The organism is Maricaulis maris, from assembly GCF_003634045.1.
Classification (GTDB): domain Bacteria; phylum Pseudomonadota; class Alphaproteobacteria; order Caulobacterales; family Maricaulaceae; genus Maricaulis; species Maricaulis maris.
Genome location: NZ_RBIM01000007.1, coordinates 41390 through 56003, shown reverse-complemented (window position 1 = coordinate 56003; position 14614 = coordinate 41390). Strand labels below are relative to the sequence as shown.

Below are 14614 nucleotides of genomic sequence, written 5' to 3'. Positions count from 1 at the left end.
CTTGGGTGTCGCCTCACTGACAAAAAACTGCACCAACATCAGTGCCAGGATAAGCCAACCCAGCCGCAAGATGCGCTTGCCTAGGAAACGACCCGCGTTCACATTCCCCTCCCGTGATCAGACGACACACCCCGATCACGCAATTTCCGCGCCGCCCGTGATCCGGAGTGAATTGCAAGTATCCGGCGAATGCCTAGGATGCGGCGTGGCGGCGACCGAGAAAGGCCAATCCATGCACAGTGCGCTGTGGTGGCGAGATTTCGAGTTCCAGGACGGTATCGTCACCGTCAAGAAGACCGGTGCCCGTCTTCCGCTCAAACTGGGACTGATTGGCGAAGTCCTGTCCTGGTTTCCCTTCTACTTCATCGTCGAGGGCTGGCGGATCAAGTCGGCCCTGCGCACTGACGGGCCGAAAATCTGGTTCGCGCCCGACCGGCCGCGTCCCTGGTATCTGATCTGGTCGGTGCTGCACGCCGCCGGCGCGCGCATCGCGGCCCATCCCGGCGAAGCCGATGCCGTCTTTGTGTTCGACGATTCCACGACCTGCCGACCCTGCAATGTGCCGCCCGATGCCCGGGTCATCAATCGCGACTGCCAAAGCATCGAAAAGAGCCATGTCGCGGCCGTCTTCGAACAGTCCTTCGGCTATTCCCTGTCTGTCGACCCGATGACCTGGGCCGGCCCGATGGTCGAGAAATCCGAGCTCAACGGCGCCCATGACGGGCGGGTGATCGAGGGACCGATCACCGCGCCGAAGGCGGGTCGGGTCTATCAGCGTGTGATCGACAACACCGTGCCGGGTGGCATGGTTGAGGACCTGCGTTGTCCGACCATGGACGGCCATATCCCGCTGGTGATCCGCAAGCGCCGCAAGATCGGCAACCGCTTCTCCAACTCCAATGACGAAATTGAATGCGCCGAGACCGATGATGTCTTCTCGGCCCAGGAAAAGGCCCAGCTCGCCGCCTTCACCCGGGCGATGGGGCTGGATTGGGGCGGCCTCGACGTCTTGCGCAATCGCGATGACGGGCGCCTCTATGTCGTGGATGTGAACAAAACTGATATGGGTCCACCGGTCGCGATGCAGTTAGATGACAAGATCAAAGTCACACGACGGCTGGCCGCGGCATTCCTGGAATTCCTTGGTCACCCAAAACCGGAACCGGCCAAGCAAGCATCATGAGTTCAATTCCTTTCGTACGCGATTTCGATTTCGAGTACGGGCGTTGCGACACGCTCTCCCCCCTGATCCGGCGCGTCATTGCGCCCAATCCCGGCCCCTTCACCTTCACCGGTACGGGCGTTTACATCATCGGCCACGGCTCGGTCGCGGTCATCGACCCCGGCCCGGTTGATCCGGCCCATATCGAGGCGCTGGACAGGGCGCTCGAGGGCGAGACCGTCAGCCACGTCTTCGTCACCCACCACCATCTCGACCATTCCCCCCTCGCCCACCCGCTCGCGGCACGGCATGGCGCGAAGGTCTATGGCTTCGGTCCGCAACAGGCCGCGCCCGCGGGCGGCGAGGTTCGCCTGGAAGCGGGGGATGATGTCGGCTTCCAGCCCGATATCGAAGTCGGCGATGAAGAGATCTTCCGCGGCAAGGGCTGGACGATCGAGGCGCTACACACGCCCGGCCACACATCCAATCATGTCTGCTACGCGCTGCATGAGGAGAACACGCTGTTTTCCGGCGATCATGTGATGGGCTGGTCGACCAGTGTGATCAGTCCGCCGGACGGCCATATGGGCGATTATCTCTATCAGCTTGAGCGGGTGCGCGACCGCAACTTCGCCAGGCTTTGGCCCACCCACGGCCCGTCGATCGATGACCCGCGCCCCTTCATCCAGGCCTATATCGACCACCGCCGCGCCCGCGAGGACCAGATCCTCGCCTGCCTCGCTGACGGCCATGACAATATCCGCGACATGGTCGCCATCATGTATGCCGATGTCGACAAACGCCTCCACCCCGCCGCCGCCCACTCGGTGCTGGCCCATGTCATCCACTTGGTGGAACTGGGCAAGGTCGCCAGCGATGCCGTCGACCAGGTCGATCTGAGCGCGGCGTTCAGGCTCGCGGAACCGGCTTAAAAGCACGAATTGTCACCCCTGATGGACGCCCGGCGAAGGCGGGGCGAAAGTCAGGGAATTATGGTTGTTGCAATCAGTTGGGTCCCCGCCCTGCGTCCGGCTTGCGCCGGACATCCGGCGGGGATGACAAGGGATAGCAAGCTTGGGCAAACGACGGCCCTACCCCGCCTCGCCCTCACCGCCCATCGCCGCCAGGAAGCGCTCGACGCGCTTGGCATTGCGGCCCAGATCATGGACCGGCTGGCGGGCCAGCGAGCGGATATCGACCTGGCTGCGGCCGTCCTCCAGCTCGGTCACCCGGACCGCGATATCATCGCGAAAGCCGAACATCAGGCTCTCGGCACCGGCTTCGAACATGCCGGCCGCGTCGGAGGCTGTGCCGATCCGCCAACCGGCCTCGCGGCCATACATCAGCGCCTCGCGAAACACCGCCCCGGCCTCCCGCTCAACCGTCAGACTGGTGATGCCGGGATAATATTCTGCCTGCAATTGCATTCCGGACGGGTCAAAATCCAGTGAGCGCTGGGCACTGCCACGACGCGCCGCATAGGCCGGCGTGAAATGCGGCGGGTCCTGAAAATCGGTTGTCACGTCGAGCAGCGTGGGTCGACTGTCGGCCAAGCCATCGAACACATAACGCCCGCCATAACCGCCGATAGCGATGAGCAGGGCCAGGATCGGCACGCTGATCACACCAAACCAGCGCTGCGTCATCAGACGATGCGCCACGACCAGGACTGTCATCAAGACACCCGTGATGGCGCAGGCCAGGATCAGTTTCGGACCGATATCGAGCGTCATCCAGGAAAGCCCGAACTCCCAGCCCCAAAAACTCAACTTGGTGCCAAGCGCCGCGATCAGGAACCAGAGCGGCGTGAGCAGGGCGAGCGGCGCCGTGATCCAGCCCAGCGGTTGGATGATCAAGCGCAGCATGTCGGTCAGACGTTCCACTATTCAGCCCCCTCAGGCGTTCAGCTCAGGGATATAACCGGCTCACAGTCCAAGTCGACCCCAAATCCGGCCTGTCAAAAAACATTCTATCATGCAGACGGAAGGGGCGGTCGCGCCAGAACTCCAGGCTCAGCGGGCGGATGCGAAAGCCTGACCAGTGCGGCGGGCGCGGCACCTCGCCCAGACCGAAGCGGGCCGCTTCGCGGGCGACCGATTTTTCCAGCGCAAAACGGCTTTCCAGCGGCCGCGACTGTTTCGAGGCCCAGGCCCCGATCCGGCTGTCACGGGCACGCGAGGCGAAATAGGCGTCGGCCTCCTCGGCGCTGACCGGCTCGACCGCCCCCCTTACCCGCACCTGCCGACGCAGGGACTTCCAGTGAAAACAAAGCGCCGCCTGCGGGTTTTCCGCCAATTGCCCGCCCTTGCCGCTCTCCAGATTGGTGTAGAAGACGAAACCGTCGACATCGACATCCTTCAAGAGCACCATGCGCACATCCGGCAGGCCGGACGCATCCGCCGTCGCCAACGCCACCGCATTGGCATCATTGGGCTCTTTCTTCTTCGCCTCGGTCAGCCAGTCGGCGAACAGGGCAAAGGGGTCCTCACGGTCGAAAATTTCCACGGCATTGGCAGTCGCGACCGCCGTCCTGGCATAGGTCTCGGCGTCGGGACTGGGCGGGATGAGTTTGTCGTCGGACATCGGGGGCGCTCCTGGAACACGTCCGCCTAGGTAAGCGCCTGACCCGGCACGTCAAGCTTTCCCGGTGCGTCCATCGCCAGCGGACGGCGCGGTTTCCAGCGACATCAAGCACGCGCACGCAGCTTCCCTGTTCGCCACTGAAAAAGGGCGCCCGGTGCGGAGCCATCCATACAGCGCTTGTCAGCCAGCAGGCCGTATCCGCTTCTTCAGCTCAAGGGTGAAACCGCGCAGCGGCCGCTCTGCGGCGCCCTTGACCTGAAGAAGCGGATACGGCGGACTCTCGGCAAGCGGTTTATGGGGGAATTTGCGCCGGGGGCGCAGACGTAGACGGGCACTAATTGTGTCTGTCCCGTGAATAAATGGGGACACATACCATTTTTTGCGCGTTGGAATAACCGGGACAGACCCAGTTTCCGAGCTTTCAGAAGTCGCGGGCCACGTCGACAACGCGCCAATCCAGCCTGCCCGCTTGGCGAAGCCCTCCCCCCGCCCGTCAACCTTTCAGGAATCTTCTCGTGCTAGATCAACCTCATGACATCGCGTGTTGTGAGTTTGGATGCGGCTTTCGCTGTCCTCGGGGTGGCCCCGATGGACGGTGTAGCGGCGGCGCGTGCGGCGTTTCGCAGCCGCGTCAAACGCTTGCATCCTGACGTCACACCACCGACGACGGCCACGCTCACCGAACTCGCGCGGATCGTTGCGGCGATGGACTATATCCGGGCCAACGCGCCGGTCTGCCTCGAGATCGAGATCAGTGCGGCCCAAGCGGCGCGCGGACTGACCCGGACCTTGCGTCATGGCGACAAACCGCTGCTGGTGCGCATCCCGGCCGGAACACGCGATGGCACCGACCTTGCGGCGGTTGGCGAAGACCGTATCAGTGTGACGATCCGCGTTCAGGCCGAGGGGGAGACGCCGGTCGAACCGACGCCCGATTTCCCCGATGCCGCCGATCTCGACGCCTTCATGCACGAATTCTCGCGTCCCTCGGTGACCACCCGCCTTGCCCGCTGGATCCGCAAAGCGCAGTCGGCCGCGTGACCTGACGCCAAGCTGTGTCTAATCTGCCCGCACTCAAGGCGGATACACCATGTCACACAACACGTTCGGACATCTTTTCCGGGTCACCACCTGGGGCGAAAGCCATGGCCCTTCGATCGGCGCCGTCGTCGATGGTTGCCCCGCCGGCATTCCGCTGAGCGAAGCCGACCTGCAGCCTTTCCTCGACCTGCGCCGTCCCGGCACCTCGCGCCATGTGACGCCGCGCCAGGAACCCGACCAGGTCCGCATCCTGTCCGGCACCTTCGAGGATGACCGCACCGATGGTCCGGTGACCACCGGCACGCCGATCAGCCTGGTGATCGAGAATGTCGACCAGCGCTCGAAGGATTACAGCGCCATCCGCGATAAATGGCGGCCCGGCCATGCCGACTACACCTATGACATGAAATACGGCATCCGTGATTATCGCGGCGGTGGTCGGTCCTCGGCCCGCGAAACCGCCATGCGCGTCGCCGCCGGCGGCATTGCCCGCAAAGTGCTGGGCGACGGCATCTCGATCCGCGCCGCGCTGGTGCAAGTGGGAGGTCGGGCCATCGACCGCGCCCGCTGGGACTGGGATGAAGTCGCCAACAACCCTTTCTTCTGCCCTGACGCGACAACTGCTGCGCTATGGGAAGCCGATATGGACGCGCTGCGCCGGGCCGGCTCCTCGACCGGGGCAATTGTCGAAGTCGTGGTCGCCGGCCTGCCGGCGGGCTGGGGGGCGCCGGTCTATGCCAAGCTGGACAGCGAACTGGCCGCCGCGATGATGACCATCAATGCGGTCAAGGGTGTCGAGATCGGGGCCGGTTTCGGCTCTGCCGCCATGCGCGGCGAGGACGCCGCCGACGAAATGCGGATGGGCGAGGACGGGCCGGTCTTTATGTCCAACCATAATGGCGGCGTGTTGGGCGGGATTTCCACCGGGCAGGACCTGGTCGTTCGCTTTGCCGTCAAGCCAACCTCCTCGATCACGGTGGAACGGCGTACGCTGGACCGGGATTTCGAGGAGACCGTAATCGAGACACGCGGGCGCCATGATCCGTGTGTCGGGATTCGCGCCGTGCCCGTCGGCGAAGCCATGGCGGCGCTTGTTCTGGCCGACCAGAAACTCCGCCATGCCGGCCAGTCGGCCTGGTAAATCAGCCACGGCCATCCGCGTTCATCCGCCGACTGGTCATGAAGGTGAACCCGGCGTTCATGTTCGGCTCATACGCGAAATCCTAGGGTTCAGGCAGATTGGCCGGGTCTGCCCGGCGCGACCCCGTGGAGGAACACCGCATGAAGCAGCTCAAGCGCAAATGGCTTGGCGCCTCTCTCGCGTCACTCATCCTGCTGCCGGCCCTGCTCGCCATCGAACCGGCCGAAGCCCAGCGCCGCGGCGGCGGTGACGAAGTCCGTAGCGATCGCGGCAATGAAACCGGCCGTGGCGCCCGACGTGGCGGCAATCGCGGCGATCAAGGCACGCGCGGCGACCGCAATCGCGGCAGTCGCGGTGATCGTTCCGGACGCGGTGGGCGTGGCAGCGATGACGCCCGCCCGGCGCCGTCGCGTCCAACCTCTGGCGGCAATCCGGGGCGCCGGCCTGACACCCGCCCCGGCGGCGGTAGACCCGATGCCGGCAATCCCGGACGCCGCCCCGATACCCGACCTGATCGACGTCGCCCCGATGCGGGCAACCCGGGTCGTCGGCCCGATGCCCGGCCCGGCGGTCGCCGCCCGGATGCCGGCAATCCTGGGCGTCGCCCTGATACACGCCCCGACCGGCGTCGCCCCGATGCGGGCAATCCCGGACGACGGCCTGACGCCCGGCCCGGCGGACGCCGCCCCGATGTTGGCAATCCCGGACGTCGCCCCGATACGCGCCCGGACCGACGCCGCCCCGGCGTGGGTAATCCCGGTCGTCGCCCGGATGCGCGCGGACCGAGGGATCGTCGCCCGGATGCGCGTCCCAACCGGCCGAACCGCCCCGGCGCCCACCGCCCGGGACGGCCATCGCGTCCGTTCGCCGGCCATAATCCGCGCCGCTGGGAATACGCGCAGCGCCGCCACAATTTCTATCATGACCGCCAACGCCACCAGGCGCAGCGGCGCTGGTTGCGCCATATGAATCATGGCTGGTCGAATTCGCGCTATTACGGGCGTTGGGGGCCGTCGAGCCGCTGGCGCTACAACACGCGCTATTACGACTATGGCTATTCCAACCGCCAGTTCGCCTATTATGACGGTATCTGCCGCTACAATAACAATGGCGACGGCGCGGTGGTTGGCGCCCTGCTCGGCGCGATCATTGGCGGCGCTGCCGCCGGCGACGACAATGTCGGAGCCGGCATCCTGCTCGGTGCCGGTTTCGGGGCGGTCCTCGGCGACAGCCTGAACCGGATGGATAATTGCGACCGTGCGCAATACCAGTACGCGATGAACTACGCCTTCGAATACGGACAACCCTATTATTGGGGCAATCCGTATTCCGGTGTCCGCGGCACGATTATCATCCGCGAGACCTATTACTCCGCCGGCGTCGAATGCCGTTGGGGTGATGCCGAAGTCTACATGCCGGACGGCACCTTTGCCTATGACCGTGTGCGCATGTGCCGGGATGGTTATGGCGACTGGCAGGTCGCGCGCCACCAATAGCGGCATTCCGCAGAAATAGCGGTTCCCTGTGTGCGTGGGGTGCCGTGACGGAAAGGCCGGCCCCGCCAGGGTCGGCCTTTTTCTTGCGTAACTGTCATGCAGGCGTTCATCTACGGCTCATCGCGGTCGCGCTAGAACAGAACTCAACACCGGCGGATACCGTCGGACCGATCCGAAACGGAGGTAGAGATGAAACTGTTGACCCCCACGCTTCTGGCCGCGACTGCACTCAGTGTCACCCTGCCGTCCATGGCCCAGGCCCAGACTTATCAGGACTGCGAGTCCGAACGCCAGGGCCGTCAGGTCGCCGGCGCCATCATCGGCGGCATTCTCGGTGCCGTGATTGGCAATGAGCTGGCCGATGACAGCAATAACAACCGTCATGGTCGCGACCGTCATTATGGACGCGGCGGACGTGGCGGTCATGGCAGCTGGGGTCGTGGTCATCGCGGCGCCCGCTACCAGCACCGTGATCGCGGCAATGCCGAGGAAGTCGGCACCATCGCCGGTGCCGGCGTTGGCGCCCTGATCGGTGCCGGTGTCGCCGGTGGTGAGGATTGCGCCAATCGCGGACGGGTCAACCAGCCCTATTACGGCGACAAGCCCGGCGCCCAATATAGCGACAGCGGCTATGGCAATGACCCGTACTATAATGACCAATACCAGGCCGACTATGACGACAGCGCCTATTATGATGACGGCTATGGCGACACGTATGACTACGGCTCGTCCGGCGAACTGCTCGGCGGTGCCGACCGGGCCGAGCCGGCGCGCGTCTACAACGCGGCCTCGAACTATCCGACAAACTCGGCCACCGGCAGCTGCCACTGGTCGCAGACCCGTCGCATGAATGAATACGGCCAGACCGTCACCGACCAAGTCTATATGTGTCAGGGCACGGATGGAATCTGGCGCCCGGCCGACACTTACGGCCAATAATCCAGACACCAATCTCAGGCAAAAACGCCTTTCAGGCTTGGTGATTGCGGGCGGCGGCAATAAGGTATTCCCGATTGCCGTCGCCCCCCTCTATCGGACTGTCCATGACCGCGCGTACCGAGAAATTCTCCAGTCCGTCCAATTCCGCACGCACGGTCGCCACTGCGTCATCGCGTGCCGTCTCGCTCTTCACCAGACCGCCCTTGCCGATCAAGGCCTTGCCGACTTCGAACTGGGGTTTGATCAGCGCGATCAGGTCGCTGCGCGCCGCGCTCAGCGCCAGGGGGCGGGCGATGACCTTCAGCAGTGAAATGAAGCTGGCATCGCAGACCAGCAGCGAGGGCGGCTCGGAAAACATCTCGGCGGCCAATGACCTGGCATCGGTCGCCTCCAGCGATGTGACCCGCCGATCAGCCTGAAGCGAGGGGTGGAGCTGGTCGCGCCCGACATCCACCGCATAGACATGCCGCGCCCCGCGCGACAACAAGACCTCGGTGAAACCGCCGGTCGATGATCCGACATCGAGGCAGACCCGGTCGGTCGGATCGACACCAAACCCGTCCAGCCCCGCCACCAGCTTCAGCGCCGCCCGAGACACCCAGGGATGCGCCGCCTCGGCGACGATCTCGGCCCCGTCCGCAATCTTCTGCGACGGCTTGGTCACCGTGACCCCGTTCGCCGAAACCTTCCCCGCCGCAATCGCCGCCTGGGCGCGGGCGCGGGTGTCGAAATGGCCGTGTTCGACGAGGTAGAGGTCTGCGCGCATGGTTGGGTCCGGGTGAGGCTGGTAGGGGGCGAGGATAGCGTCAGACGAGGTCTGGGAGCCATGCCGGTTTGCACCGGAGCTGCCTCCCCCCTCATCCGGCCCTTCAGGCCACCTTCTCCCGCGAGGGGAGAAGGACGGGTGCAGCGGCATGATCCAATCCAGCCCTGTCAACCGGCGCACGGGCGCACGCCCCGCCATACATCCCTTGCCGAGAGAAAGCCGCATCCGCTTCTTGAGCTCAAGGGGAAGCCCGCGAAGCGGCGGCTACGCCGCCCTTGACCTCAAGAACCGGATACGGCCCGCTGGCTGACAAGGGATGTATGGATCAGGCTGCACATGAGCGCCAGAGATCGTCCTTCCTCTCAATGGGCGAGAACCTGTCTCCTCCCCCTTGCCGGTTTGCCAATTCCGCTGTCTGTGCTATCGCCTCGCGCACCGCTGCGGCGTTGCCCTTTGCGGGGCAACGCTGATCTCACAACGCGTTCCGACCATTTGCGGCTTGGCCGCCAGAACACTGCGCAACGAGCACCCATTGCCCGGATGCCGGCGCGAACGAACGGACACCATCATGCGACTTCCCACGCTCGACCCGGCCCTTTTCGACCACATCCGCCGCACCTGGTTTTTCAACCTGCGCGGTGACGTGCTGGCCGGCATCGTGGTGGCGCTGGCGCTGATCCCGGAAGCGATCGCCTTCTCCATCATCGCCGGGGTCGACCCGCGGGTCGGGCTGTATGCCAGCTTCTCGATCGCGGTGATCATCGCCTTTACCGGCGGGCGTCCGGGCATGATCAGCGCGGCCACCGCAGCGACGGCGGTGCTGATGGTCACCCTGGTCCGCGAGCACGGGCTGCAATACCTGCTCGCCGCGACCGTGGTCGCCGGCCTGCTGCAGATCGGTGCCGGATTTCTCAAGCTGGGCGATCTGATGCGCTTTGTCTCGCGCTCGGTGATCACCGGCTTCGTCAATGCGTTGGCCATCCTGATCTTCATGGCGCAATTGCCGGAACTGACCAATGTCAGCATGCTGACCTATGTCCTGGTCGGCGCCGGCCTCGCCATCATCTATGGCTTCCCCTACATCACCAAGGCCATCCCCTCGCCGCTGGTCTGCATCATCGTCCTGACCAGCCTGGCGCTCTTCTTCGGCTGGGACAATGTGCGCACGGTTGGGGATATGGGCGATCTGCCCACGACGCTGCCGGTCTTCCTGATCCCGGACATTCCCTTCAATCTCGACACCTTGATGATCATCCTGCCCTATTCAGCCGCGGTGGCTGCCGTCGGCCTGCTGGAATCGCTGATGACGGCGCAGATTGTCGATGATCTCACCGACACACCCAGCGACCGCAATCGCGAATGTATCGGTCAGGGTATCGCCAATTCGATCACCGGTTTCTTCGGCGGCATGGCCGGTTGCGCCATGATCGGGCAATCGGTGATCAATGTGAAATCGGGTGGACGCGGTCGCCTGTCGGCCCTCACTGCCGGTTCGGTCCTCTTGTTCATGATCCTGGTGCTGGGCGATCTGGTCGCCCAGATCCCGATGCCGGCCCTGGTCGCGATCATGATCATGGTCTCGGTCGGGACCTTCTCCTGGAGCTCGATCCGCAATCTGCGCGACCACCCCAAGAGTTCCAGCTTCGTCATGATCGCCACCGTGATCGGCGTCGTCGCGACCCATAACCTGGCGATTGGCGTCGGCGTCGGTGTGCTCCTGAGCGGGCTCTTCTTCGCCTGGCGGATTTCGCGCGCCTTCACGGTCACCAGCGAAGTGTCAGCCGACGGGCGAACCCGGACCTATCGCGTCGACGGCCAGCTCTTCTACGCCTCGTCGGAAGATTTTCTGCGGGCCTTCGATTTCAAGGATGCGGTCGATACCGTCATCATCGATCTCGGCCAGGCGCATGTCTGGGATCTCTCCAGCGTCGCGGCCGTGGACATGGCGGTGCTCAAATTCCGCCGCGAGGGGGCCGAGGTCGAACTGCTCGGCATGAACGAGGCCAGCAAGACCCTGGTCGACCGTTTGGGCATTCACGACACGCCCGGCGCGCTGGACAAGCTGATGGGCCATTAGGGGAAATTCCATGACCAAACTCATCCTTCTCGTCGACGGTTCGGTCTATGGCGAAAGCGTGTGCGATCACGCCGCCTGGGTCGCCACCACGATGGGCGCCCAGATCGAGCTGTTGCACGTGCTCGGCCGCCGCGACACCCAGAGCCTGCCGACCAACCTGTCCGGCTCGCTGGGCCTGGGCGCCAAGCATGACCTGCTGGACAAGCTCGCCGCCCATGACGAAGAACGCGCCAAGCTGGCCAAGGAACGCGGCCACGCCATCCTCGACGCGGCAGCCGCCTATCTCGCTGACCACGGCGTACCGGAAGTGTCCCGCCGCCTGCGCCACGGCGATCTGGTCGAAGCGCTGCAACAGGTCGAGGGCGACGCCGATCTCATCCTGGTCGGGAAGCGCGGCGAGGCCGCCGATTTCGCCAAGGAGCATCTCGGTTCCAACCTGGAACGCATTGTCCGCGCCGCCCACAAGCCGGTCATGGTCGCCTCACGCAAATTCGTCCCGGTCGAACGGGCACTGATCGCCTTTGACGGCGGCGCCAGCGCCAGGAAAGCCGTCAGCCACATTGCCGGCGGCCAGCTCTTCAAGGGCATCCCGCTACACCTTCTGACAGTCGGCAAGGACGACCCCGGTCGTACCGACGCCCTTGAAGCCGCCGCCGATGAGCTGCGGACCGCCGGCCACAATGTCACCACGGCCATCCGGACCGGCGAGCCTGAAAACGTCATCGTCGACTATGTCGAGGACGAAGCCATCTCGCTTCTGGTGATGGGCGCCTACGGCCATTCCCGCCTGCGCAATCTGGTGATCGGCTCGACCACGACAGACATGATCCGCAATTGCCACATCCCGCTGATGCTGTTCCGGTGATGCAGTTCCGATAGGGATGTTTGTCATCCCCGTTGGGTGTCCGGCGAAGGCGGGGCGTCCACCCGGGATGACAAAATGTGGGTCATTGAGACGAGAAAACCTCCCCAAACTCCGTCATCCGACGGCTTGTCCGGGGGACCTCGACCATCCTGTCAGCCGGCAAGCCAAGGTCCCCCGGATGCCCGCTTCGCGGTCACCGTGGGATGACGGTAGAGGGATGGATCAATCTCTGGGAAGCAAGGCGCCCCGGCGCACACCCGGCCATACTTCACTTGCCGGGAGACAGCCGTATCGGGGTCTTCAGCTCAAGGGGCATACCCGCGAAGCGGCGCCTGCGGCGCCCTTGACCTGAAGACCCCGATACGGCCCGCTGGCTGACAAGTGATGTATGGGTTGATGCGCGCGAGGTGCGCGACAATTGGTGTATGTCCCGGTGTCTCGCATTTTTCGTCGCTTTCCTCCCCACATTGTGGGGAGGTGGATCGCCGCATGACGGCGAGACGGAGGGGTGACGCCGAAGGCGGCATGGGCGTCTCTCGCTGCGCTCGACCCCATCGACCCGAGGCTGCGCCTCGGCCCACTTCCCCATGGAATGGGGAAGAAAGCGAACCAGCCCCCTACCCCGCGATCAACGCCGCCGCCACACGTTCCGCTGCCGCATCATCCTTGCCCATGGCTTCCAGCGCCTTGGCGGCGATGTGGCGGGCGTTGAGGCCGGCGGTTTCGTACATGTCGAACGGGGCTTCCTGGTCCTGGAAAGTGTCGGGCAGGGTCAGGGTGCGGATGCGCAGGCCGCGATCGAGGGCGCCCTTGTCGGCCAGCAGGTGCAGCACGAAAGCGCCGAAACCGCCGACCGCGCCCTCTTCCACCGTGATCAGGACTTCGTGCTCGCGCGCCAGACGCAGGATGAGGTCCTCGTCCAGCGGTTTGGCGAAGCGGGCGTCGGCGACGGTGGTCGAGAAGCCCTGTACGGCCAGCGCGTCGGCGGCCTTGAGGCTTTCCTCGAGGCGGGTGCCGAGCGACAGGATGGCGATGCGTGAGCCTTCGCGGACGACACGGCCCTTACCGATCTCCAGTGGTTCGATCTGGTCGGGAATTTCAATGCCGGTGCCATTGCCGCGCGGATAGCGGAAGGCGGACGGGGCGTCATCGATCAGCGCCGCAGTTTTCACCATGCGCGACAATTCCAGCTCGTCGGACGCGGCCATCAGCACCATGCCCGGCAGGGCGCCAAGATAGCCGATGTCAAAACTGCCGGCATGGGTGGCGCCGTCAGCGCCGACCAGGCCGGCCCGATCGATGGCAAAGCGGACGGGCAGTTTCTGGATCGCCACATCGTGGACCACCTGGTCATAGCCGCGCTGCAGGAAGGTCGAATAGATCGCCGCGAAGGGCTTCATGCCATCGGCGGCGAGGCCGGCGGCGAAGGTGACGGCGTGCTGTTCGGCAATGCCGACATCGAACATGCGGTCCGGGAAGCGTTCCCCGAACAGGTCTAGCCCGGTCCCGCCCGGCATGGCGGCGGTGACGCCGACGACGCGGCTGTCGGTCTCGGCCTCGCGGATCAATTGCCGGGCGAAGACCTTGGTGTAGGACGGCGCATCGGCCTTGGACTTTTGCTGTTCGCCGGTGATGACGTTGAACTTGGCGACGCCGTGATACTTGTCGTCAGACGCCTCGGCCGGGGCATAGCCCTTGCCCTTTTGGGTCACGACATGGATCAGGACCGGGCCGTTATCGCCATCGCGCACATTGCGCAGGACCGGGACCAGCTGGTCGAGATCATGGCCGTCGATCGGGCCGACATAGCGAAAGCCCATCTCCTCGAACAATGTGCCGCCCATGGCCATGCCGCGCATGTATTCCTCGGCCCGGCGTGCCGCCTCCTCGACGCGCAGCGCCTTGGCGACGCCCTTGCCGAGCTTGCGGATGGAGCGATAGCCCTGCGAGGAAACGAGGCGGGCAAAATAATGGCTCATCGCGCCGACCGGCGGGGCGATGGACATGTCATTATCGTTGAGGATGACGATCAACCGGCCACCGATATGGCCGGCATTGTTCATCGCCTCATAGGCCATGCCGGCCGACATCGAGCCGTCGCCGATGACCGCGATGACATTGCGGTCTTCTTCCTTGAGATCGCGCGCCACGGCAAAGCCGAGCGCCGCCGAGATCGAGGTCGAGGCGTGGGCCGCGCCAAACGGGTCGTATTCGCTTTCCGAACGCTTGGTGAAGCCGGACAGGCCGCCGGCCTGGCGCAGGGTGCGGATGCGGTCGCGGCGACCGGTCAGGATCTTGTGCGGATAGCATTGATGACCGACATCCCAGATCAGCGTGTCGGTCGGGGTATCGAAGACATGGTGCAGGGCGGTGGTCAGTTCGACCACGCCGAGGCCGGCGCCCAGATGGCCACCGGTGACCGACACTGCATCAATCGTCTCGGCGCGCAGCTCATCGGCCAGCGTCTTGAGTCGGTCGATCGGCAGATTCTTGAGATCTGCCGGTGAATTGACGGTGTCGAGGATCGGGGTTTTCAGTGCCATG

Annotated in this window: 12 protein-coding genes; 8 read left to right on the top strand and 4 right to left on the bottom strand. The window is 64.6% G+C overall.

The window, feature by feature from the left end; all coding sequences use genetic code 11:
- Positions 1-205 precede the first annotated feature (205 nt).
- Entirely contained in the window at positions 206-1183 is a 978-nt protein-coding gene (locus C7435_RS14200; protein ID WP_233350789.1) for an ATP-grasp domain-containing protein, read from the top strand.
- Positions 1180-2094 carry an MBL fold metallo-hydrolase gene (locus tag C7435_RS14195; RefSeq protein WP_121212206.1) on the top strand — a complete coding sequence of 305 codons (915 nt, stop codon included), beginning with the start codon at positions 1180-1182 and terminating at the stop codon, positions 2092-2094. The genes C7435_RS14200 and C7435_RS14195 overlap by 4 nt, the downstream gene beginning before the upstream one ends.
- Positions 2095-2253: 159 nt before the next feature.
- Here C7435_RS14195 and C7435_RS14190 read toward each other — a convergent pair whose 3' ends face one another.
- Together C7435_RS14190 and pdxH are read right to left on the bottom strand one after the other, a co-directional pair.
- The gene (locus tag C7435_RS14190) at positions 2254-3045 is read right to left on the bottom strand and encodes a DUF1499 domain-containing protein (RefSeq protein WP_121212205.1); all 792 of its coding nucleotides are present in this window, start codon (positions 3043-3045) and stop codon (positions 2254-2256) included.
- Between the two features lie 25 nt (positions 3046-3070).
- Positions 3071-3745, bottom strand: coding sequence for a pyridoxamine 5'-phosphate oxidase (gene pdxH, locus C7435_RS14185; protein ID WP_121212204.1), 675 nt, complete (start codon positions 3743-3745; stop codon positions 3071-3073).
- A 531-nt stretch (positions 3746-4276) separates the two neighbouring features.
- Between pdxH and C7435_RS14180 the strand changes: the two genes are divergently transcribed.
- The 4 genes from C7435_RS14180 to C7435_RS14160 all read left to right on the top strand — a co-directional run bounded on the left by C7435_RS14180 (position 4277) and on the right by C7435_RS14160 (position 8362).
- Positions 4277-4786 (top strand): hypothetical protein, encoded by a 510-nt coding sequence (locus C7435_RS14180; RefSeq protein ID WP_121212203.1) that lies wholly within the window; start codon positions 4277-4279, stop codon positions 4784-4786.
- A gap of 49 nt (positions 4787-4835) precedes the next feature.
- On the top strand, positions 4836-5927 hold the full coding sequence (gene aroC, locus C7435_RS14175; RefSeq protein WP_121212202.1) for a chorismate synthase: 1092 nt from the start codon (positions 4836-4838) through the stop codon (positions 5925-5927).
- 140 nt (positions 5928-6067) lie between these two features.
- Positions 6068-7423, top strand: coding sequence for a hypothetical protein (locus C7435_RS17020; RefSeq protein WP_147422711.1), 1356 nt, complete (start codon positions 6068-6070; stop codon positions 7421-7423).
- Positions 7424-7612: 189 nt separating this feature from the next.
- A complete protein-coding gene (locus tag C7435_RS14160; RefSeq protein ID WP_075191090.1) occupies positions 7613-8362 on the top strand; it encodes a hypothetical protein in 750 nt (249 codons plus the stop codon).
- A 31-nt stretch (positions 8363-8393) separates the two neighbouring features.
- Here C7435_RS14160 and C7435_RS14155 read toward each other — a convergent pair whose 3' ends face one another.
- Complete coding sequence (locus tag C7435_RS14155) at positions 8394-9128, bottom strand: TlyA family RNA methyltransferase (RefSeq protein ID WP_121212200.1); 735 nt, start codon at positions 9126-9128, stop codon at positions 8394-8396.
- 568 nt (positions 9129-9696) lie between these two features.
- On the opposite strand from C7435_RS14155, the gene C7435_RS14150 reads away from it, so the two are divergent.
- Positions 9697-11205, top strand: coding sequence for a SulP family inorganic anion transporter (locus C7435_RS14150; protein ID WP_121212199.1), 1509 nt, complete (start codon positions 9697-9699; stop codon positions 11203-11205).
- 10 nt (positions 11206-11215) lie between these two features.
- A complete protein-coding gene (locus tag C7435_RS14145; protein ID WP_121212198.1) occupies positions 11216-12070 on the top strand; it encodes a universal stress protein in 855 nt (284 codons plus the stop codon).
- A gap of 617 nt (positions 12071-12687) precedes the next feature.
- Here the strand turns inward: C7435_RS14145 and dxs are convergent.
- Positions 12688-14613, bottom strand: a complete 1926-nt coding sequence (dxs, locus tag C7435_RS14140; protein ID WP_121212352.1) for a 1-deoxy-D-xylulose-5-phosphate synthase — start codon at positions 14611-14613, stop codon at positions 12688-12690.
- Between the last annotated feature and the right edge of the window lies 1 nt (position 14614).